This is a genomic window from Bradyrhizobium sp. 157 (assembly GCF_023073815.1).
Taxonomy (GTDB): domain Bacteria; phylum Pseudomonadota; class Alphaproteobacteria; order Rhizobiales; family Xanthobacteraceae; genus Bradyrhizobium.
Map to the genome: position 1 here is coordinate 66729 of NZ_JADPKF010000105.1, position 24443 is coordinate 91171.

Annotated in this window: 19 protein-coding genes and 1 pseudogene; 13 read left to right on the forward strand and 7 right to left on the reverse strand. The window is 62.7% G+C overall.

What is annotated here, in order from left to right; genetic code table 11:
* The first annotated feature begins 539 nt into the window (after positions 1 to 539).
* A complete protein-coding gene (locus tag IVA95_RS33045; protein ID WP_247514306.1) occupies positions 540 to 2657 on the forward strand; it encodes a VTT domain-containing protein in 2118 nt (705 codons plus the stop codon).
* Positions 2657 to 3337 carry an endonuclease/exonuclease/phosphatase family protein gene (locus IVA95_RS33050; RefSeq protein WP_213249355.1) on the forward strand — a complete coding sequence of 227 codons (681 nt, stop codon included), beginning with the start codon at positions 2657 to 2659 and terminating at the stop codon, positions 3335 to 3337. Before IVA95_RS33045 ends, IVA95_RS33050 begins: the two co-directional genes overlap by 1 nt.
* Positions 3338 to 3346: 9 nt before the next feature.
* Here the strand turns inward: IVA95_RS33050 and IVA95_RS33055 are convergent, their stop codons facing one another.
* Positions 3347 to 3538 (reverse strand): hypothetical protein, encoded by a 192-nt coding sequence (locus tag IVA95_RS33055; RefSeq protein WP_213249357.1) that lies wholly within the window; start codon positions 3536 to 3538, stop codon positions 3347 to 3349.
* Positions 3539 to 3743: 205 nt separating this feature from the next.
* Here IVA95_RS33055 and IVA95_RS33060 point away from each other — a divergent pair, with 205 nt between their 5' ends.
* The gene (locus IVA95_RS33060) at positions 3744 to 5342 is read left to right on the forward strand and encodes an alpha-amylase family glycosyl hydrolase (protein ID WP_247514307.1); all 1599 of its coding nucleotides are present in this window, start codon (positions 3744 to 3746) and stop codon (positions 5340 to 5342) included.
* A gap of 75 nt (positions 5343 to 5417) precedes the next feature.
* Positions 5418 to 7013 (forward strand): alpha-amylase family glycosyl hydrolase, encoded by a 1596-nt coding sequence (locus IVA95_RS33065; RefSeq protein ID WP_247514308.1) that lies wholly within the window; start codon positions 5418 to 5420, stop codon positions 7011 to 7013.
* 8 nt (positions 7014 to 7021) lie between these two features.
* Here the strand turns inward: IVA95_RS33065 and IVA95_RS33070 are convergent, their stop codons facing one another.
* The 3 genes from IVA95_RS33070 to IVA95_RS33080 all read right to left on the reverse strand — a co-directional run bounded on the left by IVA95_RS33070 (position 7022) and on the right by IVA95_RS33080 (position 10031).
* Entirely contained in the window at positions 7022 to 7717 is a 696-nt protein-coding gene (locus tag IVA95_RS33070) for a DUF3750 domain-containing protein (protein ID WP_247514309.1), read from the reverse strand.
* Between the two features lie 241 nt (positions 7718 to 7958).
* Complete coding sequence (locus IVA95_RS33075; protein WP_247514310.1) at positions 7959 to 8984, reverse strand: YihY/virulence factor BrkB family protein; 1026 nt, start codon at positions 8982 to 8984, stop codon at positions 7959 to 7961.
* 117 nt (positions 8985 to 9101) lie between these two features.
* Entirely contained in the window at positions 9102 to 10031 is a 930-nt protein-coding gene (locus tag IVA95_RS33080; RefSeq protein ID WP_247514311.1) for a dihydrodipicolinate synthase family protein, read from the reverse strand.
* Between the two features lie 110 nt (positions 10032 to 10141).
* On the opposite strand from IVA95_RS33080, the pseudogene IVA95_RS33085 reads away from it, so the two are divergent.
* The 5 genes and pseudogenes from IVA95_RS33085 (at position 10142) to IVA95_RS33105 (ending at position 17853) form a co-directional block, all read left to right on the forward strand.
* A pseudogene (locus IVA95_RS33085) lies at positions 10142 to 11325 on the forward strand (CoA transferase).
* 901 nt (positions 11326 to 12226) lie between these two features.
* Entirely contained in the window at positions 12227 to 12988 is a 762-nt protein-coding gene (locus IVA95_RS33090) for an SDR family oxidoreductase (RefSeq protein ID WP_247514312.1), read from the forward strand.
* Between the two features lie 36 nt (positions 12989 to 13024).
* The gene (locus tag IVA95_RS33095; protein WP_247514313.1) at positions 13025 to 13861 is read left to right on the forward strand and encodes an enoyl-CoA hydratase family protein; all 837 of its coding nucleotides are present in this window, start codon (positions 13025 to 13027) and stop codon (positions 13859 to 13861) included.
* Positions 13862 to 14040: 179 nt separating this feature from the next.
* Positions 14041 to 16389 (forward strand): bifunctional salicylyl-CoA 5-hydroxylase/oxidoreductase, encoded by a 2349-nt coding sequence (locus IVA95_RS33100; RefSeq protein WP_247514314.1) that lies wholly within the window; start codon positions 14041 to 14043, stop codon positions 16387 to 16389.
* Positions 16390 to 16599: 210 nt separating this feature from the next.
* On the forward strand, positions 16600 to 17853 hold the full coding sequence (locus tag IVA95_RS33105; protein ID WP_247514315.1) for a flavin-dependent oxidoreductase: 1254 nt from the start codon (positions 16600 to 16602) through the stop codon (positions 17851 to 17853).
* Positions 17854 to 17977: 124 nt separating this feature from the next.
* Here the strand turns inward: IVA95_RS33105 and IVA95_RS33110 are convergent, their stop codons facing one another.
* Both IVA95_RS33110 and IVA95_RS33115 read right to left on the reverse strand, forming a co-directional pair.
* Positions 17978 to 18433 (reverse strand): cupin domain-containing protein, encoded by a 456-nt coding sequence (locus tag IVA95_RS33110; RefSeq protein ID WP_247514316.1) that lies wholly within the window; start codon positions 18431 to 18433, stop codon positions 17978 to 17980.
* A 21-nt stretch (positions 18434 to 18454) separates the two neighbouring features.
* Positions 18455 to 19630, reverse strand: coding sequence for an ABC transporter substrate-binding protein (locus IVA95_RS33115; protein ID WP_247514317.1), 1176 nt, complete (start codon positions 19628 to 19630; stop codon positions 18455 to 18457).
* A 213-nt stretch (positions 19631 to 19843) separates the two neighbouring features.
* On the opposite strand from IVA95_RS33115, the gene IVA95_RS33120 reads away from it, so the two are divergent.
* Together IVA95_RS33120 and IVA95_RS33125 are read left to right on the forward strand one after the other, a co-directional pair.
* Positions 19844 to 20338 (forward strand): MarR family transcriptional regulator, encoded by a 495-nt coding sequence (locus IVA95_RS33120; RefSeq protein ID WP_247514318.1) that lies wholly within the window; start codon positions 19844 to 19846, stop codon positions 20336 to 20338.
* A gap of 23 nt (positions 20339 to 20361) precedes the next feature.
* On the forward strand, positions 20362 to 21186 hold the full coding sequence (locus IVA95_RS33125) for an alpha/beta hydrolase (RefSeq protein ID WP_247514319.1): 825 nt from the start codon (positions 20362 to 20364) through the stop codon (positions 21184 to 21186).
* On the opposite strand, the gene IVA95_RS33130 is transcribed toward IVA95_RS33125, so the two are convergent.
* Positions 21183 to 22199, reverse strand: a complete 1017-nt coding sequence (locus IVA95_RS33130; protein ID WP_247514320.1) for an AraC family transcriptional regulator — start codon at positions 22197 to 22199, stop codon at positions 21183 to 21185. The genes IVA95_RS33125 and IVA95_RS33130 overlap by 4 nt on opposite strands.
* A 252-nt stretch (positions 22200 to 22451) precedes the next feature.
* Here IVA95_RS33130 and IVA95_RS33135 point away from each other — a divergent pair, with 252 nt between their 5' ends.
* On the forward strand, positions 22452 to 22901 hold the full coding sequence (locus IVA95_RS33135; RefSeq protein ID WP_247514321.1) for a cupin domain-containing protein: 450 nt from the start codon (positions 22452 to 22454) through the stop codon (positions 22899 to 22901).
* A 12-nt stretch (positions 22902 to 22913) separates the two neighbouring features.
* Positions 22914 to 24428, forward strand: coding sequence for an FAD-dependent oxidoreductase (locus IVA95_RS33140; RefSeq protein ID WP_346658088.1), 1515 nt, complete (start codon positions 22914 to 22916; stop codon positions 24426 to 24428).
* Positions 24429 to 24443 lie beyond the last annotated feature (15 nt).

Here is a 24443-nt window from a genome sequence, read left to right on the forward strand (position 1 = left end):
GTTCGTCAATCGCATGGTGCGCCGGTGGATTTCTCGCCATGCATTCGAGACCGAACGTATGTCATCTCCGGCGCATAGATGAACCGGCGAAGGCGCGTGGTCTGAGGATGCGATCCCCCAAGGAGCCACCCGATCACCGGACCCCGTTGCCTGAAGGGACACGCGGCAGGATGAGCGCACTTGGAGCGGCGCGATGCCCAAAGTTCGCCGGCCGGGAAGGGGTGATCATCGGCTCCGGCCGCTATCGCAGCACCGTTCGCATCATGTTCGACGGTTTCAAGTCCCCGACCTCACTGCACAGCACCTACATCGAACCTGTGGTTGAGGAAGAAAGTGTCTCCCGCTCGGGCCGGGACGCTATGCCCCCGGATCGGCGATAGGAGCAACCGTCGCTAACGCGCGCATCCGGTGATTCAACGACGCCGAAGTCGGAGGGAAGGCGGCAAGTTCCGCCTGGCTGGAACTGTCGCGCCTGCAGATCGTTGGATTGACGTCGGGCGAACAGTTGTTCGTGATCCCGAACCGGTTTTCTCAGTCTGTTGCCGAGGTGCCGTCTGCTGCAGAGCTCATCTATCCTCATTCCTGGCAAGACCGTCTGGAAAAGGTGCAAGGCAGGGCGGCTGGCAATCCTCAATGATGCGGCCGCCTATTTCGCCGCCTTGCGGGAAGCGCTGCTGCTCGCAACACAGCAGGTGTACATCATCGGCTGGGACATCCACAGCCAGACCCGGTTTGTCGGGCCCTCCGGGCACGCCGACGACGGCTATCCGCAAGAGCTCGGTGCGTTTCTGAAAGCGCTGCTGAAGGCCAAGCCCGATCTGCGGATCAACGTCCTGATCTGGAATTTCCCGCCCCTCTACGCCGCGGAGCGGGAGTGGAATTCGGTCGCCAAGTTCACCGCGCACGCGTCGGACCGGTTGCGCTTTTGTTTCGACTCCAGCCTTCCTTTGGGCTCAGCGCAGCATCAGAAGATCGTCGTCATTGACGGTGCGCTTGGCTTCGTCGGCGGTCTCGACCTGACGATCCGGCGCTGGGACACCAGCGCGCATGAGACGCATCATCCGCTTCGTACCGATCCCGACGGCAAACCCTATCCGCCGTTTCACGACGTGCAGTGCATGGTGGATGGCGAAGCTGCGGCCAGCCTGACGGAAATCGCAGAGAACAGGTGGCGCGTCGCCGGCTGCACGGTCGAGCGACCCGCAGCGATCAAGGGCGAGCGCTGGCCGGCCTCGGTCCCGGTGCAGTGCCGGGGAATGACGGTGGGCATCGCCCGGACCGAGATAGCCACCGCGCGCGGTGGCGGCGTGAACGAAGTCGCGCGGCTGTTCGCAGCGTCCATCAACGCGGCCGACCACTTCATCTATATCGAAAACCAGTTCACCAGCGCCACCGATATCGCGCGCCTCCTGGCGCAGCGGATGCTGGACGTGCCACAGCTTCGGGTCCTGATCGTCATGCCGAAGATGCATTCGTCGTGGTTCGAATCGCAGGCCATGCAGAGCGGGCGCGGCGGATTTATCGCCCGGTTCGTGTCGGCAGGCGTCATGGACCGGGTCCGCTTTGTCTATCCATCGACGCGGGATGCCGAGCTGGCGGCCGCGGTCATGGTGCACAGCAAGGTGATGATCGTCGACGATCGCATCCTGCGCGTGGGATCGGCCAACCTCAACAATCGCTCGATGGGGGCGGACACCGAATGCGATCTGGCCTTCGAGGCCACCTCCGATGCGCATTGTGAATATATCGCCTGGCTTCGCCGTAGTCTGATCGGGCATTTCTGCGGCGTCGATGAACGCGAAATCGAACACCACGAAGCCGACCTGTTTGGATTTCTCGACCGCCTGGCGGAGGACGACGGCCCGAAATCGTTGCAGCCGATTGATCCGGCCGCGTCGGTCGGCGGCGTGGCGATCATGGTGCAGCCCGTCGCCGATCCCAGGGAACCGCTTCACCTCGACCGCGCCGCCAATCGCATGTGGACGGCAAAAACCATTTTGGCCGTATCTGGCCTCGCGGCGGCGCTCGCCGGCCTGGCGCTGGCTTGGCAATACACGTTGTTGCGCGATTTCACCGATGTCGGCTTGGTCTCCTCGATCATCTCGCAGCCTGCGTGGTCGCAATTCGCGCCGCTGTTTGCGATTGCCGCCTTTGTTGTCGGCGGGCTGGTGGTCTTTCCGGTGCTGGTACTGATCGCCGCGACCTCTGCGGCGCTGGGGCCGTGGATGGGGTTCTTGAGCGCGAGTGCCGGCGTGCTGCTCAGCGCGCTCACGCTGTTCTCGATCGGCCGCGTGCTGGGCCAGGCGCGCCTGCAGCGGCTGCTCGGGCGCCGGGCCGCCCGGGTTCAGAGCCGCATCATCGGCAAGGGGGTCATGGCGGTCGCTATGATCCGGATGGTGCCGATCGCTCCGTTCTCGATCGTGAACGTGGTGGCGGGCGCCAGCAAATTGAGCCTGCGCGATTTTGTGCTCGGCACGGTGCTCGGCATGGCGCCGGGAATCGCTGTGATGGCCGCGCTCGGCGCGCAGATCGCGGATCTGGCGCGAAACGCCTCTTGGACCAATGCGCTACTGCTGGCGCTGGCGATCATCGCCTGGATCGCACTGTGCCTTGGCGTGCAGTTCCTGGTGACTTGGCTGGCGGGGCGAAGAACGTGATGGCTACGACTCGCATCATGACGTGGAACGTTCACGGCATCTTCCACCTCAATCCCGGGTTTGATTTGGATGGCGTCTGTTCCGTCATTCGCCGCTGGTCGCCTGATATCGTGGCATTGCAGGAGGTCGATTCGCGCGGAAGAACCGACGATCCCTTTGCCCTTCTGGCGAAAGCCGTCGGCGATCACAGCGTCGATGCGCGCTCGATCGTCACCGAGGACGGCGACTACGGACAGGTGCTGTTGAGCCGCTGGCCGTTCGCCGAGCCCCCGAAGATCTCCGACGTCTCGTATCAGGAGCGGGAGCCCCGCAGGGCCATCACCGCGCGCATCTTGTCTGATCATGGCGAGGTGAGGGTCATTGCCACGCATCTCGGCTTGAGCATCCACGAACGGCACGCCCAGGCGCATGCCCTGGCCGAGCTGGTGCACCCGACGCGGACGCTCGTGCTCGGCGATTTCAATGACTGGTTCTGGGTGAAATCGGTGCGGGGCGTGCTGGCGCGGATTTGCCCGGTCCGAACGCGGTTGCGGACGTTTCCAGCGCGCTTGCCGATGATGCGGCTCGACCGAATCTACGCCTCGCGCGATCTCGTGATCCGTTCGGCCTGGACCGATCGCAAGGCGCGCGCCTATTCGGACCATCTTCCCGTCATCGCGGATGTTGCGTTTCCGGAATAGAGGTCCGCATCAGTCGGGCTTGGCCGGATGTTGCGTTCTGGGATGGCGGTCATGCAGCAGCTTCGCCAGATCGTGACGCAGCTCGGAGCGGTTGCGCATCGCGGTTTCGAACAGCGCCTCCTGAATGTCCCGGGGCATGTCGCCCCAAATGGCGATGGCCGCCTCGCCCAGGATGGGCGCAAAGATCTTTTCTTGCGTCATGTGATCCTCCGCCGGCTTTACGTCTGAGCGTCGCCAAGGTTCCCGCGCGCTTGCATCGGTCACATGTTCGGAACCGCGGCTTGCCCGACGAATTGTTGTCGCGAACGCGTCGGCGGCCGGCAGTCATAAAGATTTTGCCATCCTTCGGCAGGATTATCCATCGCGACCCGACTTCGTGGTCCCCGCATCGGAACGATTGACAGCCATGAATGGTTCGAGGCCGTGGTGGCAATCCGCCGTCATCTATCAGATCTATCCGAGGTCCTTTCAGGACACCAATGACGACGGCATCGGCGACCTCAACGGCATCACCCAGAGGCTGCCTGATCTGATCGATCTTGGCGTCGACGCGATCTGGATTTCGCCGATCTTCCGTTCGCCGATGAAAGATTTCGGCTACGACATCTCCGATTACGTCGACGTCGATCCGATCTTCGGCACCATGGCGGATTTCGAGCGGCTGATTGCCGAGGCGCATGCGCGCGGGATCAAGGTGATCTTGGACTTCGTCCCCAACCATTCCTCCGACCAGCATGCGTGGTTTCTCGAGAGCCGCGCGTCGCGCACCAGTCCGAAACGCGATTGGTACATCTGGCGCGATCCGGCTCCCGGCGGAGGTCCGCCCAACAATTGGCTGTCCGAATTTGGCGGCAGCGCCTGGGAGTTCGACGCGGCGACCGGCCAGTATTACTATCATGCGTTCCTGAATTCCCAGCCCGACCTGAACTGGCGAAATCCGGAAGTTGTGGCAGCGATGCGTGACGTGCTTCGCTTCTGGATGCGCAAGGGCATCGATGGCTTCCGCGTCGACGTCATCTGGCATTTGATCAAGGACAGACAGTTTCGCGACAATCCGCCCAATCCGAACTACCACGCCGGCAGGCCGCCGAACGAAGCACTGATCCCGCTCTACACCACCGACCTGCCTGAGGTGCACGATGTCATCGGGACGTTGCGCCGAACGATCGACGAGTTTCCCGATCGCCTGCTGATCGGAGAGATATACCTGCCGGTGGAGCGCCTGGTCGCCTATTACGGCAGGGATCTCGGCGGGGTGCACCTGCCGTTCAATTTCGCGTTGCTCAGTGCGCGCTGGGACGCAAAGCATCTCCAGGCGCTGATCACGGAGTATGAAGGCGCTCTGCCGAAAGGCGGGTGGCCGAATTGGGTGCTCGGCAACCACGACCGGCCGCGCATTGCCGGCAGGGTGGGGCAACGGCAGGCCGCCGTCGCCGCCATGCTCCTGCTGACGCTGAGAGGTACGCCTACGATCTATAATGGCGATGAACTGGGAATGCGTCAGGTCGATATTCCCCGGCATCGCGTGCGCGATCCCTTCGAGCGCAACGTGCCGGGGATCGGCGTCGGCCGGGACGGCTGCCGGACGCCGATGCAGTGGGACTCGAGCCGGAATGCCGGCTTCAGCAGGGTCGATCCGTGGCTGCCGCTCGCGGACGATTGGCGATCGAACAACGTCGCGAACCTGCGCGAGGATGCTCTTTCGATCTTAAATCTCTATCGCCGCCTGTTGCGCGTTCGCAAGGAAAGGCCCGCGCTGTCGCTTGGCTCCTATCGGCCCTATGTCGTGGACGAGGATCTGCTGGCCTATTACCGGGAGCTCAATGACAGCAGGCTACTCATCGTCTTGAATCTGACCGACGGCCCGCAGGCGCTTAAGCTGGAAGAGGGCGCACATGCGAGAATTCTGGTGTCGACCGAAGCGAAGCGGGACGGAGACCTGGTTAAGGGCACCGTCACGCTTGCTGGTGACGAGGGGCTCGTCATTGATATGGCGAGCCGTTAGGAACCACCGCATCCAGCAGACGTTTGGCACTCATGTCAGGCGATCCCGCCTGACGAAGGGAGCTTAGCTGCGCGCGTGAGTGCAAAGAAAACGTCGACGGCCTGGTGGCGCGACGCCGTCATCTACGAAATCGCTGCCATCTCATTTCAGGACAGCAATGGCGACGGCTATGGCGACCTTCCGGGTCTGTTGCAACGGATCGATTATCTCAAATGGCTCGGTGTCGGCGCCGTATGGCTGACGCCGATTTACAAGAGCCCCGATCAGGACTTTGGCTACGACATTTCTGATTTTTGCGCCGTCGATCCGCGCTACGGCACGATGGCGGATTTCGATCGCCTCAAGGACGCCCTGCACGCGGCCGGCATCAAGCTCATTCTCGATTTCGTCCCCAACCACACCTCCGATCAGCATGCTTGGTTTCAGGAAAGCCGCGCGTCCCGAAACAATCCCAAGGCCGACTGGTACGTGTGGGCGGAAGCGGGCGCGAACGGCGGCCCGCCGAACAACTGGCTGAGCCGCTTTGGCGGCAGCGCCTGGGAATGGTGCGAGGCGCGCCGGCAGTTTTACTATCACTCGTTTCTGACCAGCCAGCCCGATCTGAACTGGCGAAACGAACAGGTCCGCCGGGCCATGGCCGACACCATGCGCTTTTGGCTCGACCGCGGCGTCGACGGGTTTCGTGTCGACGCCAGCGCCGTGCTGATCAAGGACGAGCTTCTGCGCGACAATCCCGCCGATCCCGACGCCGACGGCAACACGCCGCCGCCGCAGAAATATACGCCTGTCTTCACCGATGACCGGCCCGAAACCATGCGCTGCCTCGAATACATCAGGAGCGTTCTGGACGAATATGACGACAGGCTTGTCTGCGGCGAGGTGCAGGGCAAGACCGATCGCATCGGCCATTTCTACGGCAACGACAAGCCGCGGCTGCATCTGCCGCTCAATTTCGCCCTTCTGGATACGGAATGGAATGCGATCGCGCTGCAGGCGACGATCGATGCCTATTTTAACGCGATTCCGCATGGCGCCTGGCCCGACTTCGTGATCGGCGGCCACGACAAGCATCGGGTGGCGAGCAAGGTCGGCCAAGCTCAATCCAGAATTCTGGCGATGCTGTTGATGACGATTCGTGGCACGCCCTTCCTGTTTGCCGGCGATGAGATCGGATCCGAGCAGGTGAAGATTCCACCCGAACGAATCCAGGACCCGTTCGAAAAGCTGGTGAAGGGATTTGATCTCAACCGCGATCCGGAGCGTGCGCCGCTGCGCTGGGACGATACCGAGCGCGGCGGGTTCACCACGGGCGAGCCCTGGTTGCCGCTCAGCGAAGACCGTTCGCGCAACATCGGGGCACAACGGCGCGACGCGCGATCATTGCTAAATCTTTACCGTGAACTCATCGCCCTGCGGCGCAAGGAGCCCTGTCTGTTGCGCGGCGAGTACCGGCCGCGGCGGGCGCACAACGACATCTTCTGGTTCGCACGAACAGTTGACCAAACCGAAATCCTGGTCGCTCTCAATCTCTGCAGGGAGCCGAGATTGTGGGAGTGGCAGGGCAGCGGCACCAGGTTGATGTCGACCTACCTCGACCGCGAGGCAGGCAAAGTCGAGGGCCCGACGCATCTGCGGCCAAATGAAGGCGTGATTGTCAAAGTGAACCGGTGAAGCCGCGATCACGGGCCAAGCGGCAACCCGAGCCGGCCGACACCCGGCAGTTTCAATGCGGGGCGGCGGATATCGAAGCCGAGAACGCCTCCGAAAAAATTAAGTTCGATGCCTTCGATCCATCCGATCGTCAGCCCAAGATAACCTCCGAGCGAAGCAAACACGCCGGTTCGGGATGGCGTGAAGCCGATCCAATCGCCATGGTAAGGGTAATCCTTGCCGATTGCCGTCGGCGGCAACACCGCCTCAAGTTCCGGAACGGCGTCCAGAATCGCCTGGATGAACGTGTTGGAGTTCGGACCCGGCCAGGCGCTGTAGTCTCCATTGGCGCGAAACTTGTAAGTCTCGATGACCGAGCGGATTTTGGGAATCAGCGCTTCCGCTTTCGGACCATCGACTCTGACGACCGTTTCGGGGATCTCGCCAAACCAGCGCCCGTCGGCCTGGAATCCGTCGATCCGGATCGGTTCACCCCAGGCCGTGTAATCGTAGCGGCTGTAACGGCTGGCCCCGCGCTCCTTCACGACGATCCAGGTGTGGACCGCGAATATTCCGCGCCAGCGTACGGTTCTTGCCGCGAACACCCTGATCACGGCATCGGCGTGTTCGGAAGCTTTGGGAAGAAGCCCGGCGCTTGAACGGTCCGCCGTTTGCCAGTTCTCGCGCCTGTCGCCGAGCAGGTATTTCACGGCGGAAACAGCCATGGGAACGAGCATGAGCAGAAGGAAAATGACGAGGAATTTCTTCACGGCGGGAAAAATGTGAGCGGAAACTTGATGTAATGACTTCAACTCTGATTTCCAGTTCAGCCCTCCGCAATTATCGCGATCGAAAACGGAGAACGCCGAGCGCGAAAGGCAGGCCGATGGTCACGGCTGCCGAAATTAACAGCGAGCCAAGACATCCCAGCCTGTTCGAGAGAACCGGAACATGCCGCCTTTGCGCCTATGATTTCATCTCTCCGATCGTGTCGGCCATCTTTGCGCCGCGCTGACCCAGCGGCTTGTTTCCGTCCTCTGTGCTATCGGCCGCGGTCTGATGCTCGATTTCCGCATTGAGTTCGGCGCCAAGCAACACGACGATCGTGGACATCCACATCCACATCATCAAGCCGATCGCGGCTCCGAGTGAGCCATACGTCGCGTCGTAATTCGCATAATTGGCGAGATAGAAGGATAGCAACGCCGATCCCGCAAGCCACGTCAGCGTTGCAACCACGCTGCCGACGCTCAGCCAGCGCCACTGCGGCCTGCGGCGACTTGGTCCGAACCGATAGAGCACCGCGAGGCCAAAAAGCATCGTCAGGACCAGGACTGGCCACCGTCCGAATCGAAACAGCGCCTCGGTGACGGCCCCGAGCCCGATGGTGGACAGAATGATCGGAAGCGCGACCACGGAACCGATGGCGAGAAGCACCGCCAGCAGCCCGCCAAAGGTGAAGGCGAGGGAGATCGCGTTGAGCTTGAAAAAACCGCGCTTCTCGTCTTCGTCATAGACCACATTGAGCGCATCGATGATGGCCTTGATGCCGCCATTGGCGCTCCACACCGCAAGCAGGAAGGAGAACAGGAACGCCAGTCCCAGCGTGACGTCGCCCTTGGCAAGCACGCGATTGACCTGGTCTCTGACGATTCCGAGGGCGCCCTCCGGCAGGATGCCCGCAAGCATCGTCATGTGGTCGTTGATCGTACTTGCCTGGGCGAACAGCGCGTAGGACGAGACGAGGGCGGTGATCGCCGGGAACAGGGCAAGCAGGCCGTAGAAGACGACGCCTGCGGCAACCGCGAGAAGCCGGTCTTCGCTGACCTGCTGATAGGTCCTGATCAGGATGTCCTTCCATCCCCTCCAGGGAATTTGCCATGGAGATACCGCGCGGCGGCCGCGGCCCTGATTGCCTGGATCTCCCTCAGTATCCGGCTCGCCCTCGGCTGGCTCAAGCTTCGTATCGTGCAGGTATTTCACATGGCTCATGGCGAACCGTCCCGCGTCTCTACGCCTTAATGCGCAGTGGGCGACGACGTTCCTGGGCAAGTCGCGATGAGCAGGTGGCGATACCGCGCCGGAGCGATGCCCGCTGACGGTGGCGATCTACCGGCCCCAGCGCAACACCACGGGATCGAGCTGGCGGGCGATTTCGATCAGGCCCGCACGCGCCGCCGGATGAACCCTTTGCAGGGGGTGGCGCACCGCGTCCGAACCGATCACGCCGCCTTCCTTCATCAGGATCTTGGCAGCCTGCAAGCCGCACTGCCGGTTCTCGTAATTGATCAGCGGCAGCCAGCGCGCATAGGCTGCCATCGCTTCGTCGCGACGGCCTGCCAGATAAGGATCGATAATCTGCCGGATGCCATCAGGGTAGCCGCCGCCTGTCATGGCGCCGGTCGCACCGGCGTCGAGATCGGCCATCAGCGTGATGGCTTCCTCGCCGTCCCAGGGACCTTCGATGTTGTCGCCGCCGGCCGCGATCAAATCGCGAAGCTTCGCCGCCGCCATCGGCACCTCGATCTTGAAATAGCGGATGTTCGGAATTTCCCTGGCCATTCGTGCCAGCAGGTCGACAGAAAGCGGCGTGCCGGCAACGGGCGCATCCTGGATCATGATGGGAATGTCGATGGCGTCGGAGACGGTACGATAGAACTCGAAAATGGCCTTTTCCGGCACGCGGAACGTAGCGCCGTGGTACGGCGGCATGATCATCACCATCGCCGCGCCCGCGTCCTGCGCTTGGCGGCTGCGCTCGGCGCAGATGCGCGAGCCGAAATGCGTCGTCGTCACGATCACCGGCACCCGGCCGGCGACATGCTCCAGCACCGCAACCATCACTGTTTCGCGCTCGGCATCGGTGAGGACGAACTGCTCGGAGAAATTGGCCAGGATGCACAGGCCGTTCGAGCCGGCGTCGATCATGAAATCGATGCAGCGGCGTTGACCAGCGAGATCGAGCTCCCCCTGATCGTCGAAGATGGTCGGAGCGACGGGGAAGACGCCGCGATAGGGCCGTTGTGCTGTCGGGGTCATTTAAGGATGTTCCGTTCGAAAGGGATCAGTGATTGTATGGTCGTCCAATTCATTCATCAACATGATAGAAGGCTCGACACAATCGAGCAGTCAGACAAGGAAAAAGACCGATGGGGGGAGTTCTGGAGGGCGTTCGTGTCCTCGATTTCGGGCGTTATATCGCGGGGCCGTATTGCGCGACATTGCTGGCGGAGTTCGGTGCGGAAGTCATCCGGGTGGAAAAACGCGATGGCAGCGAGGACCGCTTTGTCGCACCGGTCGGCGAAGGCGGCGAGGGGGCGCTGTTCCTGCAGGTCAACCGCAACAAGAAATGCATCACGCTCGATCCGATGAAGCCCCAAGGCCAGGAGGTGATGCGCCGGCTGGTTGCGACATCAGACGTCGTGGTCGCTAACCTGCCGCCGCAGACGCTGCGTGCGATGAAGCTTGACTATGACTCGTTGAAGGCAATCAAGCCGGACATCATCCTGACGACGGCGACCGCCTTCGGTGGGCCGGGGCCATGGTCTGACCGCGTCGGCTTTGATGGCGTTGGCCAGGTAATGTCGGGCGCTGTGTACATGACAGGCCGCGGCGATCCGCCGTACCGCGCCGCGGTGAACTGGGTCGATTTCGGCACCGCGCTGCATTGCGCGTTCGGCACGCTCGCCGCGCTGATCGAGCGCGGCAAGTCCGGGCGCGGGCAGATCGTCGAGGGAGCGCTCTTGGCGACCGCGCTCTCCTTCACCAATGCGACGCTGATCGAGCAGGCGGTGATATCAGCCAACCGCGTGCCCACAGGCAATCTCGGCCAGACCGCAGCGCCCGCCGACATCTACCGCACCAGCGACGGCTGGGTGCTGTGCCAGGTCACCGGCCATCCCCTGTTCATCCGCTGGGCGAAATTGATGGGCGAGGATCATTGGCTCAGCGATCCGCGGTTCGCCGATGACATCAAGCGCGGTGACCACGGTCCTATCATCAGCGAGCGAATGGCGCGCTGGTGCGCCGAGCGCACCACGCAGCAAGCCGTCGATACGCTCGGCCAGGCGATGATCCCCGCCGGTCCGGTCTTGAGCCCACAACAGGCGCTGGAGCATCCGCACATCCGCGCCACCGGCTTCATGCAGGATGTCGACTACCCCGGCTTGCCGAACCCCGCGCCGACGGCGCGCGCCGCGGTGCGGTGTCGGAAACCCCCGGCGAAATCGTCACGCGCCCGCCAATGCTCGGCGAGCACACCGATCGCGTGCTCGCCGACATCGGCTACGACGGGGACGCGATTGCAGCTCTGCGGAGAGAGGGGATTATTTAAGCGGAGGGTGGGCAAAGGAACGTGAGCGACGTGCCGACCATCTATCGTCGAGCGCGCTTCTCGATGGTGGGCACGCCTCCGCCTTCTCGTTGAGCTACGGCGTCGCTTTGACCACCTACGGACTGCGAACTGATTTGCCATGCGCCCAAGCGAAATTTCAATGCGCGGCTGCGACCAATTGGCACGACGGGCAAATCACCAAAACTCTGTCCAGCCCTTCCGGCAAAAATATTCCGCTTAACTTCGAGAGCAAATCATCTGCATAACTCCGCCCGTCTCACTCATTGAGGGGCGCTCGCGATCGTCACGAACGTGCGGTGAGATGCGATGGACGCTGATGGCGCGCTAGACGTGTGCGCCCGACGCGTACGGCGAAGTCGTGTGGTTCTGGCGCCGCGGTGCTGGCGTTAAGTTGCGCAAGGTTCATCCTCGCGTGGCGACGGTGGCAAGAAAGCCGTTCACCGGGGAGAGCACGAAGTAAGCCGTAAAGCCATTGCGCAGGGAAGGCCGGGATGCTCCCGCTGTACCTGTATGCTCGTGTGCGCGTTCTTAGTGCGCAAATTGCACACGAGACCGCGGGTGCGGCGCGCACCCGGTCTTCCCTGCGCCCTCTGATTGGAGAGGGCGGGAAGTTAGTAGCAAACCTCGGGCGCAATGCGCCGCGAGATCGCCGCCTCATATCCATCCGTCATCGTCCGCGAAAGCGGACGATCCAGTATTCCAGAGACAGCAGTGATAGAATCGAGAAGCCGCGGCGTACTGGATCCCCGCCTTCGCGGGATGACAGTTGCATGTAGTGGCGAAGCAATGGCCTAAGCAGCTCAAAGTGCCATTCCCCCTTCCTTGCAAAAGCTTGAAGTTTAAAATATATGCTGAAACCCTGATCCTGGAGGCGTAACCGATGTCCCAATTGTCGCGTTCCTCCCATGCGTTCGTCACCGGTGGCGGGCGGGGCATTGGCCTTGCGATATCGGCGGCGCTATCGAATGCAGGTGCAACGGTAACGGTGCTCGGCCGCAATCGCGCAACGTTGGATGAAGCGGTTGCGTCCGGCGCAGCGCAGTTTGCAGCCGTCGCTGATGTTGCCGACCAGGCTTCCGTCAAGTCAGCAGTTGCCGAAGCCGCCGCGCGGCAGCCGATCGACATCCTCATTGCCAATGCCGGCGCGGCCGAGTCCGCGCCGTTCGGCCGCTCCGATGCGGCGTTGTTCCAGCGGATGATGGACGTCAACTTCATGGGCGTGGTTCATGCCGCGCAGGCGGTACTGCCCGGAATGCTGGAGCGCCGCCGCGGCCGGATCGTCGCCGTCGCGTCGACCGCCGGCCTCAAGGGCTACGCTTATGTCAGCGCCTACAGCGCGGCGAAACACGCGGTGATCGGTCTCGTCCGTTCGCTGGCGCTAGAGACGGCCAAGAGCGGCATTACCGTGAACGCCGTGTGTCCCGGCTTCACCGAGACCGATCTGCTGGAAGGGTCGATCGACAACATCATCAAGAAGACCGGCCGCAGCCGCGAGCAGGCGATCGCAGAGTTGTCAAAGCACAATCCGCAAGGACGCCTCGTGGCGCCGTCGGAAGTAGCTGATACGGTGCTCTGGCTCTGCGGCGGAGGCGCCGGCGCGATCACGGGGCAGGCCATCGCGGTCGCCGGTGGCGAGGTCTGACCGGCCAATGACAATAATGCAATTCAGGGAGATCCCATGAGCAAGCCTGCAAATCCCGTCACGCTGCCGCTGGCCGACTATTCGCCGAAACATTTCTTGCTGGCCGTTGTCGATCGCGTCGCCACAGTGACGCTCAATCGTCCTGAGCGGAAGAATCCGCTGACCTTCGATAGCTATCGCGAACTCACGGACTTTTTCCGCGCCTGCGCGATGGACGACGAGGTCAAGACCGTCGTCGTGACCGGCGCCGGCGGCAATTTCTCGTCCGGCGGTGATGTGTTCGAGATCATCGGTCCCTTGATTCAGATGGACACCAAGGGCCTGACCGCCTTCACCCGAATGACCGGTGATCTGGTCAAGGCAATGCGCGCATGCCCGCAACCGATCGTGGCCGCCGTCGAAGGCATTTGCGCCGGCGCGGGCGCGATCATTGCCATGGCCTCGGATATCCGTCTCGCCGCCACCGGCGCCAAGGTCGCTTTCCTCTTCAACAAGGTCGGACTCGCCGGCTGCGATATGGGCGCTTGCGCAATCCTGCCGCGCATCATCGGGCAATCACGGGCATCGGAACTGCTCTACACCGGCCGTTTCATGACCGCTGAGGAGGGCGAGAAATGGGGCTTCTTCTCCAGGATGGTCACGCCGGAACAAGTGCTGCCGCAGGCGCAATTATTGGCCAAGCAGATTGCGGAAGGGCCTACCTTCGCCAACACCATGACCAAGCGCATGCTGGCGATGGAATGGGCAATGTCGGTGGAAGAAGCGATCGAGGCCGAAGCGGTCGCCCAGGCGCTCTGCATGACTACGGAAGATTTTGCGAGAGCCTTCGAGGCGTTTTCGAACAAGCGCACTCCGGTGTTTCAGGGGAATTGAGGGGACGTTGACCGTAGCCCGGGTGCAGCGAAGCGAAACCCGGGACTTCGCTCGGCATTGGCAGCGGCCCCGGATTGCGCTTCGCTCCATCCGGGCTACGAAACGACCCCTTGCCGCGAAATTATTTTAGGCTTAAAGTAATTTGGAACTAGCCCGACAGCCTGTTTCGGAGGCGGTAGATGAAGATCGCGATAATCGGCGGCGGACCGGCCGGTCTCTATGCCGCGATCCTCTTGAAGAAACAGCGGCCGCAGGCCGAGATCACCATCTATGAGCGCAACCGTGCCGACGATACCTTCGGCTTCGGCGTCGTGTTCTCCGATGCCACGCTGGACAATTTCGAGAAATACGATCCGCCGAGCTATCGCCGCATCACCGAGGAATTCGCCTATTGGGACGACATCGCCGTGCATTTCCGCGGCACCGTCCACCGCGTCGGCGGCAACGGTTTTTGCGGCTGCTCGCGCCGCACGCTGCTGTTGATCCTGCAGGAGCGCGCGCGCGAACTTGGCGTGACGCTGCTGTTCGAAACCGACATCGATGACGAAGCCCGCTTCGCCGACGCTGATCTGATCGTGCTCGCCGACGGCATCAACAGCCGCTTCCGCGACAAATACATCGGGCATTTTCAGCCCCGGGTCGACCTGCGCTCCAACAAGTTCGCCTGGATGGGTTCGACCCGGCCGCTCGATGCCTTCACCTTCATCTTCCAGGAGACCGAGTGGGGGCCGTTCATCGCGCACGCCTACCAGTACGAAGCGGGCCGCTCGACCTGGATTTTCGAGACCGATGCCGTGACGTTTCAGCGGGCCGGTCTCGAAGGCCTAAGCGAGCGGCAATCCGCCGATCGCATGGCGGAGATTTTCGGCTGGTTCCTCGACGGTCATCCGCTGCTGATCAATCGCTCGATGTGGCGCAATTTCCCGATGATCCGCAGCCAGCGCTGGGTCAAGGACAACATGGTGCTGCTTGGCGATGCCAAGGCGACCGCGCATTTTTCGATCGGCTCCGGCACCAAGCTTGCGATGGAAGACGCGATTGCGCTGGCAGATGCGATGGCGCAGGCGCCGACCGTCGACGCCGCCTTGCAGACCTACGAGCAGGGGCGGCGCGAGGAGGTCGAGAAGACCCAGCATGCCGCCGACGTGTCGCTGGTCTGGTTCGAGCATGTCGACCGCTTCTGGGATTTCGATCCCGTGCAGTTCGCCTTCGGCGTCATGACCCGCGCCAAGGCCATCACCTATGACAATCTGACGCTGCGCGCGCCGGAGTTTGTCCGCGAGGTCGACAAGGCGTTTGCGAAGCAGGTGCGTGCGAAGGGCTTTGACGTCGATCTCGACAAGCCGGTGGCGCCGATGTTCCAGCCGCTAAGACTGCGCGAGATGGAAGTGAGGAACCGCGCGGTGGTCTCGCCGATGTGCATGTACTCGGCGAAAGAGGGCGTGCCCGGCGATTTCCATCTGGTGCATTACGGCTCGCGCGCGATCGGCGGCGCCGGGCTTATTTTCACCGAGATGACATGCGTCGGCCGCGATGCCCGCATCACGCCGGGCTGCACCGGTCTGTGGAACGACGAGCAGCAGGCGGCGTGGACGCGGATCGTTGATTTCGTCCACGCCAATTCGTCGGCAAAGATCTGCCTGCAACTCGGACACGCCGGCCGCAAGGGCGCGACCAAGTTAATGTGGGAGGGGATGGATCGGCCGCTGGAAGAGGGCGGCTGGGACACGATCTCGGCGTCGCCATTGCCCTACTTCCCCGATAGCCAGGTGCCGCGCGAAATGGATCGCGCCGCAATGGACCGCGTCAAGGCCGAATTCGTGGCAGCCACCTTGCGCGGCGTGGCCTGCGGCTTCGACATGTTGGAACTGCACTCCGCCCATGGCTATCTGCTGGCGAGTTTCATCTCGCCGCTGACCAATCAACGGACCGACGAATATGGCGGCACGCTCGCCAACCGGCTGCGCTATCCGCTGGAGGTGTTCGAGGCGATGCGCGCGGCGTGGCCGGCTCACAAGCCGATGTCGGTGCGCATCTCGGCGACCGACTGGGCCGCGGGCGGCATCACCGGCGATGATGCGGTCGCGGTCGCGCGCGCGTTTGCCGAAGCCGGCGTCGATCTCGTCGATGTCTCCACAGGCCAGACCGTGCGCGATGCGCAGCCGGTCTATGGCCGGATGTTCCAGACGCCATTTTCCGATCAGGTCCGGAACGAGGCCCGCGTCGCGACGATGTCCGTCGGGAACATCACCACCGCGGATCAGGTGAATACGATTTTGGCCGCCGGCCGCGCCGACCTCGTCGCGCTCGGCCGGCCGCATCTGGTCGATCCGTCGTTCACGATGCGGGCTGCGGCCTGGTATGGCGCCGACATTGCCTGTCCGCCACAATATCTGCCCGGCAAGGAACAAATTTTCCGCAACAGCGTGCGCGATCGGCAGGATTTCGAGGACCTCAAGATTAAGGCTAAACCGAAAACCCGCGCCGAGCTGAAAGCCGAGGCAACAAAGCCGCTTGCAGCCGAATAGGCCGGATGGCAGGCTCTCTCCGTCACCTCCCTCTCCCCGCCCTTCGCGGGGAGAGGGCAGGGGTGAGGGGCTCTCACCGCGAGCTGTGAACGCGGTGAGTGCGGTACCCCCTCACCCGGATCGCACCGGACGATGCTTCGCATCGCCGAGGCGATCCGACCTCTCCCCGCAAGCGGGGCGAGGTTGAGGAAGAGAGTTGGAGCTACGCGCATGAAAGCGATCATCGTCGGAGGCGGCATCGGAGGCCTCACCACCGCGCTGATGCTGCGCGCCCGCGGCATCGACTGCGAAGTATTCGAGCAGTCCGACACCATCCGGGAGCTCGGTGTCGGCATCAACACGCTGCCGCATGCGATCAGAGAATTGACCGGCCTTGGCCTGTTGGATCGGCTGGACGCCGCAGCTGTTCGCACCGATCAATTGTATTACCTCAACCGCCACGGCCAGGAAGTCTGGCGCGAGCCGCGCGGTCTCGATGCCGGACACGACGTGCCGCAATTCTCGGTCCACCGCGGCCGCCTGCAAAGCGTGATCCATCGCGCCGTCGAGGAACGGCTCGGCGGCGAGGCGATCCACACCGGTTGCCGACTCGGCGCATTCGCGCAGCACGAGGGCGGCGTGGTCGCGCACTTCTTCGACCGCACCGGCTCCCATGTCAAAACCGCGCGTGGCGATATTTTGATCGGCGCCGACGGCATTCACTCGCGCGTGCGCGAGATGCTGTTCCCGGACGAGGGTCCGCCGTGCTGGAACGGCTTGATGCTGTGGCGCGGCGCGCGCGACTGGCCGGCATTCCTGACCGGCCGCTCGATGATCGTGGCCGGCGGGCTGAATGCCAAAGTCGTGGTATATCCAATTGCGGAAGGCTCGAGTCCATCGAGCCGGCTGACCAACTGGGCTGTCATGGTGAAGATCGGCGACGGCAATTCGCCGCCGCCGCGCCGCGAGGACTGGTCGCGTCCCGGCAAGCGCGAGGAGCTAATGCCGCATGTCGAGCGGTTCAAGGTGCCGTATGTCGACGTGCGCAGCCTGATTTCGGCGACGCCGGAATTTTACGAATATCCGTGCTGCGACCGCGATCCTCTGCCGTACTGGACCTGGGGACGCGTCACGCTGCTCGGCGACGCCGCGCACCCGATGTATCCAGTCGGATCGAATGGCGCCTCGCAGGCGATTCTCGATGCACGGGCGCTCGCTGATGAACTAGCGCGCGCCGAGCATCCGCGCCAGGCGCTGGTCACCTATGAGAAGAAGCGCCTGCCGATGACGGCAGAGATCGTGCGCGCGAACCGCCGCGGCGGGCCCGAGGGCGTGATCGACGCCGTCGAGCAACTGGCGCCGGACGGCTTTACCGATATCGAAAAGGTGCTGAGTCACGCCCAGCGCGAAGCGATCGTGCGCGGCTATGCGTCCAAGGCCGGCTTCGCGCCACCGCCGCTCGGGCTGGCGGCGGTGCGGGCGTAGGGACATCCGCGTAGCACGCCCGTAGCCCGGATGAAGCGAAGCGCAATCCGGGACGGTCATGGCCGTGACGCGCGACCCCGGATTTCGCTGCGCTCCATCCGGGCTACGGCTAAGGGATATTCCCTCACGCCCCCGGAGGCGGCGGCAGGAAGTGGATGTTGTGCTCGGCCGCCAGCGCCACCACAGCGTCCGGCGTCTGCTCCTTCATGTTGTGGATCGCCCAGAACAGATCGTAGAGCCGCCGTGTCGGCGAGACCCAGAACAGCGTCTTCGCGGTCCGTCCCGACTTGTTGAAGATGCCGTGCGGCTTGCCCATCGGCAGCCGAACCAGATCGCCGGGGGTGGCCTGTGTATCGGCGCCGTCGAGGAAGAAGTCGAGCTGCCCTTCCAGGATGTAGAGATACTCGTCCTGATCGGGATGGATGTGCGGCGGCACAAAAGTCTCGGGCGGTAACGTCGCATGCCAGGAGAAGGAATGCTCGGTGACGCTCTTCGGCACGTAAGTCTGTCCGAGGATGCTCCAGGAAATTCCCTGCATTCCCTCATTGGCGCGGGTGATACCGGCGATTTCAGTCTTCATGGTGTCATTCCCTCTCGATGGTTATTTGCCGGCCGTGCAGTCCTTGGCGTAGCGGTCGCCGTAGTTGGAAAACACCTTCTCGACGATCTCGGTTTGGAATTTGCCGTCCGGGCGCTTGGCGACCTTGGTCAGGTAAAAATTCTGGATCGGATAGCCGTTGACGTTGAACTTGAAGTCGCCGCGTAGCGAGGTGAACTCGGCCTTTTTCAATGCCGCGGACACTGCGTCCTTGTTTTTGAGGTCGCCCTTCACCGCCTTCACCGCGCTATCGATCAGCATGGCCGTATCGTAGCCCTGCATGGCGTAGGTGCCGGGCACGCTGTTGTAGGCGGCCTCGTAAGCGGCGACGAATTTTTTGCTGTGGGGATTGTCCATGTTCGGCGCCCAGTTGGCGCCGCCGAACATGCCGACGGCGGCATCCTGCTGCGCCGGCAGGGTAGATTCGTCGACCGTGAACGCCGACAGCACCGGGATCTTGTCGGCGAGGCCGGCCTGCCGATACTGCTTGACGAGGCCAACGCCCATGCCGCCTGGCATGAAGGTGAACAGCGCATCGACCTTGGAGGAGGCGATCTTAGTCAGCTCGACCTGGAAATCCAGCGTGCCGAGCGGGGTATAGCTTTCCTCGACGATCTCGCCCTTGTAATCCAGCTTGAATCCGGCCGCCGAATCCTTGCCGGCCTGATAGTTCGGCACCAGCACATACATGCGCTTGTAGCCGCGGTCCTGGGCGACCTTGCCGAGGATCTCGTGAACCTGGTCGTTCTGGTACGAGGTCACGTAGAAGAACGGGCTGCACTCCTTACCGGCATAGCTCGACGGCCCCGCATTCGGGCTGATCAGGAACGTTTTGTTTTCCGTCACCGGCCGGTGAATGGCCTGCAGGATGTTGGAGAAGATCGGTCCGACCACGAAGTCGACCTTCTCGCGCTCTAGCAGGCCCTTGACCTTGGTCACGGCGCCATCGGGCTTGAGTTCGTCGTCGACGACGACGGCCTCGACGTCCTTGCCGGCCATCTTGCCGCCGAGCTCCTTGACCGCGAGCTGGAAGCCGTCGCGGGATTGCTGGCCGAGTACGGCCGCCGGGCCGGACAAGGTCGTGATTATGCCGATCTTGATCTTCTCCTGCGCTGCGGCCGGAGCGGCGGCAAACCCCAGCAAAACGGCCAGCCCGGTCAGCTTCAACGACTGCTTCATAATTATTCCTCCGTTCGGCGGCTCTGCAGCCAACCCCACGCTACATCAAATGCTCGGAGTGCAGCTTATTCTGGCGGTGACTGCACCTGCAAGCAACAACGGAGCCATGCAAGCCATGCGCCAATTGCTTGAAACTTAAACAAATCTGGACAATGATCCCGAGCTGCGGTCTGTTCGGGGTCGCCGAACGTCCAACGCAGACAAGATAGCACCATGACTCTCGATTCAGAGACCAAAGCCGTCGAGCTCCCGGAGCATCATGGCGACGAACTGAGGCTGTGGCTTCGCCTCCTGACCTGCACGACCCTGATCGAGGGCGAGGTACGCAGCCGTTTGCGCGAGCGCTTCGATGTCACGCTGCCGCGGTTCGACCTGATGGCCCAGCTCGACAAGGTGCCAGAGGGCATGACGCTGTCCGATGTCTCGAAGCGGATGATGGTTTCGAATGGCAACGTCACCGGCCTCGTCGAGCGCCTGGTCGAGTCAGGGCATCTCGACCGTCGCACCTCGGATGTCGACCGCCGCGTGCAGGTGATCCGCCTGACCAAGGCGGGTCGCGCCGAATTCCGCAAGATGGCGGCGGAACACGAATTATGGATCGCAGATATGTTCGCGGACCTGACGCCGAAGGATGTCCGCGAGTTGATGCGCCTCTTGGCCAAGACCAAGGCTTCAGCACAGAAATCCGCGAAGGCGCGGGGCGGCTGAGCTGACAAGGGAAGGGTGATCCGTTGAGCGCCGATGTGGATTACGAGGCCGAATACAATAATCGCGCGCGGGTCCCCGAACACCCGGCAATCATGTCCGGCTGGTCTCGCGATGCTGCGGCTTATCGCGAGGCGCATCGCGAGCGTTTCAAGACAATTGCTTACGGCCCAGGCGAACGCAACCGGATCGATCTGTTTGCCGGCGATGATGCGGGTCCGATCGTCGTATTCATTCATGGCGGCTACTGGCAGGCGCTCGATGGTTCGTCATTCAGCCACCTGGCTGCGGGATTGAATGCCCATGGCATCGACGTCGCCGTACCGAGCTACAATCTGTGTCCCGCCGTTTCCGTTGGCGACATCATCGGCGAGATGCGATCGGCGGCGCGGGAACTGGCAAAGCTCGGACGGCCGCTCGTCGTCAGCGGCCATTCCGCGGGCGGCCATCTCGCGGCCTGCCTGCTGGCGACCGACTGGCACGCGTTCGATCCGTCGCTGCCGGAGAATCTTGTAACCGCTGCCTATGCCATATCAGGCCTGTTTGACCTTCGTCCGCTGGTCAAGACATCCATCAACACGGCTTTGAAGCTCGACGATGCATCGGCGAAGGCGGCGAGCCCCTTGTTCTGGAAATCGCCGATGTGCGGCAGTCTGGACGCGGTGGTGGGCGGCAATGAGAGCGCCGAGTATCTCCGGCAGAGCCGCACCATTGTCGATGCCTGGGGCGCGGTCGGCACCGCGACGCGATTTGCGACGATTCCCGAGGCCAACCATTTTACCGCCATCGCGCCCCTTACCGATCCAAACTCGCCGATGACGCTGCGGCTGAAGCAACTGGCCGGGCGCTAGTTCATCCCGCGCAGGGTCGCCGATGGCGTCTCGCCGAACTTGGCGCGATAGGCGCTTGCCATCCGGCTGAGGTGGGTAAAGCCGAGCTCGAACGCGATATCGGTGATTCTTTCGTCAGGGGAGGCGGCGGAAAGCCTGACATTGAGATGCGCGAGGCGGACGTCGCGCAGCATCTCGGAAATCGACATTCCGAAATGCCGCCGGAAGCCGAGCTGCAGCGCGCGGATGCCCGTGCCTGCGGCCGCGGCAAGCTGCGCGAGATCGAGCGGCTCGTCCGCATGCGCATGCAGGAATTCGCGCGCCCGCCGCAACGATTGCGGCAGCGTTTCGGCCCGGCCGCCAAACCGGTTCATCGCATCGCTCGCGCTGTGATGCTGGCCGTGGAGCAAAGCACCCAATAACGTCTCGCGCATGTTGGCCGCGGCCGTCGGCGAAAGCGGTCTTCGCGGTCCGAGGCGCTCGGCGAGATCGACGAACTCCAAAATCTGCGACTGAAGCGCCCGCCCGGCTGCGGAGGAGAGATCGATCGCAGGTTCGAACTCGACCGCGCCGGCCGGCCGGCCCGACAGCGCCGCGGCGCGCTGCTCCAGCAGACGGCGATCGACCAGCAGAATGATCTGGGCGCAATTGCCCTCCCAGCTCATTCGTGTCGGTACCGTCGGCGACAACAGCGAGGCGCAGGCGCCGGGCGCGGTTGCGATGTCGCGGCAAGCGGTTTGGATCCGCGCCGAACCGTGCACGGGAATTTGCAGCAGGAAGAAGCGCTCGAGACAGCCGGGGTCAATCGACACCGATCCGCCATAAGCGACGTAGTTGACGGACAATGCGCCGAAGACCGCGCTGTTATGCAGCGCGAAGAATTCGGTCGTTCTGCGTGCGGGCATCAATGCATGCGGGCAGAAGATGCGTCCGATCGCCTCGGCAGCGTCATCGACGCTCTCGGTCGAAACGCGGTTGAACGCCGCCAGCCGGGCGGCCGGATCATGCCTGTCAATGCTGATGCCCGTCGCCATAGCCCGGCCTTCCGCATTATTTGAAGCCTATAATATCTTCGGCCGGCGTGGTTGGAAAGGCGATTTGGTAGTCGTGGGTGCCTGGTCGGAGGGCAATGCGGTCGCCTTGTCATTCCGCGCCGCAGCAATCCCAGAAATCTCCCGCGAGGCCGGTGAGATTCGTTTTCCGGCTAGACGGCCGCATCGGCTCGATCCAGCCTGCGCGAACTATTTCGGACATTGCAACCACATCAACTGCGAGAGGAGGGCGATATGGCAGCACTCGAAAAAGGCATCACCAGGAACGGCACCGGCTACGGCGGCAAGACCTGGAACATCCTTGGTCAGGTCTACTTCCCCAAAGCCGTGACCGATTCAACCTTTGCTTTCGAGACCAATAGCGAGCCCGGCCAGTTCGTGCCGGTGCACGTTCACCCGACGCAGGATGAGTTCATCCTGGTGCAGGAGGGCGTTCTCGATCTCAAGCTCGACGGCGTCTGGGTGCAGGCCAAGGCCGGCGACCTCGTTCGAATGCCGCGCGGCATCCCGCATGGCTACTTCAACAAGTCGGACAAGCCGGCGCGCGCGCTGTTCTGGGTGTCGCCGATGCAGAAGCTCGAGGCGTTGTTCAACCAGCTCCACAATCTGACGGACCCCGAAGAGGTGGTGCGGATCTCGGCGCAGCATGAAGTGAACTTTTTGCCGCCCGAGGCCAACGAGTAACTTCCTGAACTCATCCTCGCTGGAGACGTCGTCATGGTCAGCCGAAAGAAGGTCTGCGTTATTGGCGCAGGCGTATCCGGACTTGCGGCCGCAAAGGCCTTTGCCGCGCGCGGACACGAGATCACGATCATCGAGCGCAGCGGCGATCTTGGCGGGGTCTGGGAGCCAGCGCGCTCCTATCCGGAGGTCCAAACGCAGAGCCCGAAGGATTTGTACCGCTACACCGACAAAGCAATGCCGGATTCGTACCCGGAATGGCCGAAAGGTCCGCAGGTCCACGCCTATCTCACCGAGTACGCAAAGGACAACAGTCTCCTCGGTGCGATCCGCTTTAACACGACTGTGGTGCAGATGAACCGTAGGCCGGACTCGAAGCCCGGCTGGGGGCTTGACCTGAGTTGGCCGGACGGCAGCATCGGTCACGAAGATTTCGATTTCGTCGCTGTCTGCACCGGGCAGTTCAACGAGCCGCAGACGCTCAGCCTGCCCGGCGAAGACGCCTTCAAGGCGCAAGGTGGACGCATCCTGCACTCCTCGCAATATAACGACCCGGCGATTGCCAAAGGCCGCAGGATCGTCGTGCTCGGCGGTTCGAAGTCGGCAACCGACATCGCGGTCAATGCGGTCAATTCCGGCGCCGCGGAAGTGACGCTGGTGTACCGCGAGCCGGTGTGGCGGATTCCCTATTTCATCGGCGGCTTGGTTAATTTCAAACGCATTCTCTACATCCGCGCGCAGGAGGAGATGTTCCGGAGCTGGGGCATCGGCGCGATATCGCGGTTAGCGCATGCGGTCGCAAAGCCGTTCATCTGGGCCAACTGGCGCGGGCTGGAGAGCCTTCTGAAGGTTCAGCTCAAGCTCGGCAAATGCGATATGGTACCGAAAGAGCGGATTGAGGACGGCGTCAACTGCTCGGTGCCGATTGCCACGCCGGGATTCTTTCCGATGGTCGCGGACAAGCGCATTAAGGCTATCCGCGGCAGCTTTGAGCGCTACGACGGCAATTCGATCGTGATGACCGGCGGGCAGAGCGTCCAGGCCGATGTCGCCGTGCTCGCGATCGGCTACAATTTGGGCGTTCCGTTTCTGCCGCAGGCGTATCGCGACAAGCTGGTCGATCCTGACGGGCAGTACCGGCTCTATCGGCTGATTGCCAATCCGGACCTGCCCGAAATGGGATTTGTCGGCTTCAACTCCAGCTTCTGCACGGTATTATGCGCAGACCTCGCCGCGAACTGGCTCGTGCGCTACGCCGATGGACAGCTCGCCCGTCAGCCGACGCCCAAAGAGATGCGGGACAACATCGAGATGATGCTGCATTTCAAGCGCGTCGAGCGGCCGGCCGCCGGCGTCTATGGCGGGCTTTGCGTCGCGCCCTATCACTTCAAGCATTTTGACGAACTGCTCGCCGACATCGGCGTATCCGGACGCCGGCGTAATCCGCTCGTGGAGAAATTTACCCCTCCCGATGCCGCCGCTTACGGTCGCTTCCTCGCCGCGGCGCCGAATTACCGAGCCGTCGCCTAGGGCAGGGAGGAGTTC

Bases quoted from the DNA above. Each gene is read 5' to 3' on its own strand.
- IVA95_RS33050 (WP_213249355.1), top strand. From the start codon at position 2,657: ATGGCTACGACTCGCATCATGACGTGGAACGTTCACGGCATCTTCCAC.
- IVA95_RS33055 (WP_213249357.1), bottom strand. From the start codon at position 3,538: ATGACGCAAGAAAAGATCTTTGCGCCCATCCTGGGCGAGGCGGCCATC.
- IVA95_RS33060 (WP_247514307.1), top strand. From the start codon at position 3,744: ATGAATGGTTCGAGGCCGTGGTGGCAATCCGCCGTCATCTATCAGATC.
- IVA95_RS33070 (WP_247514309.1), bottom strand. From the start codon at position 7,717: ATGGCTGTTTCCGCCGTGAAATACCTGCTCGGCGACAGGCGCGAGAAC.
- IVA95_RS33075 (WP_247514310.1), bottom strand. From the start codon at position 8,984: ATGAGCCATGTGAAATACCTGCACGATACGAAGCTTGAGCCAGCCGAG.
- IVA95_RS33080 (WP_247514311.1), bottom strand. From the start codon at position 10,031: ATGACCCCGACAGCACAACGGCCCTATCGCGGCGTCTTCCCCGTCGCT.
- IVA95_RS33090 (WP_247514312.1), top strand. From the start codon at position 12,227: ATGTCCCAATTGTCGCGTTCCTCCCATGCGTTCGTCACCGGTGGCGGG.
- IVA95_RS33095 (WP_247514313.1), top strand. From the start codon at position 13,025: ATGAGCAAGCCTGCAAATCCCGTCACGCTGCCGCTGGCCGACTATTCG.
- IVA95_RS33100 (WP_247514314.1), top strand. From the start codon at position 14,041: ATGAAGATCGCGATAATCGGCGGCGGACCGGCCGGTCTCTATGCCGCG.
- IVA95_RS33105 (WP_247514315.1), top strand. From the start codon at position 16,600: ATGAAAGCGATCATCGTCGGAGGCGGCATCGGAGGCCTCACCACCGCG.
- IVA95_RS33110 (WP_247514316.1), bottom strand. From the start codon at position 18,433: ATGAAGACTGAAATCGCCGGTATCACCCGCGCCAATGAGGGAATGCAG.
- IVA95_RS33115 (WP_247514317.1), bottom strand. From the start codon at position 19,630: ATGAAGCAGTCGTTGAAGCTGACCGGGCTGGCCGTTTTGCTGGGGTTT.
- IVA95_RS33120 (WP_247514318.1), top strand. From the start codon at position 19,844: ATGACTCTCGATTCAGAGACCAAAGCCGTCGAGCTCCCGGAGCATCAT.
- IVA95_RS33130 (WP_247514320.1), bottom strand. From the start codon at position 22,199: ATGGCGACGGGCATCAGCATTGACAGGCATGATCCGGCCGCCCGGCTG.
- IVA95_RS33135 (WP_247514321.1), top strand. From the start codon at position 22,452: ATGGCAGCACTCGAAAAAGGCATCACCAGGAACGGCACCGGCTACGGC.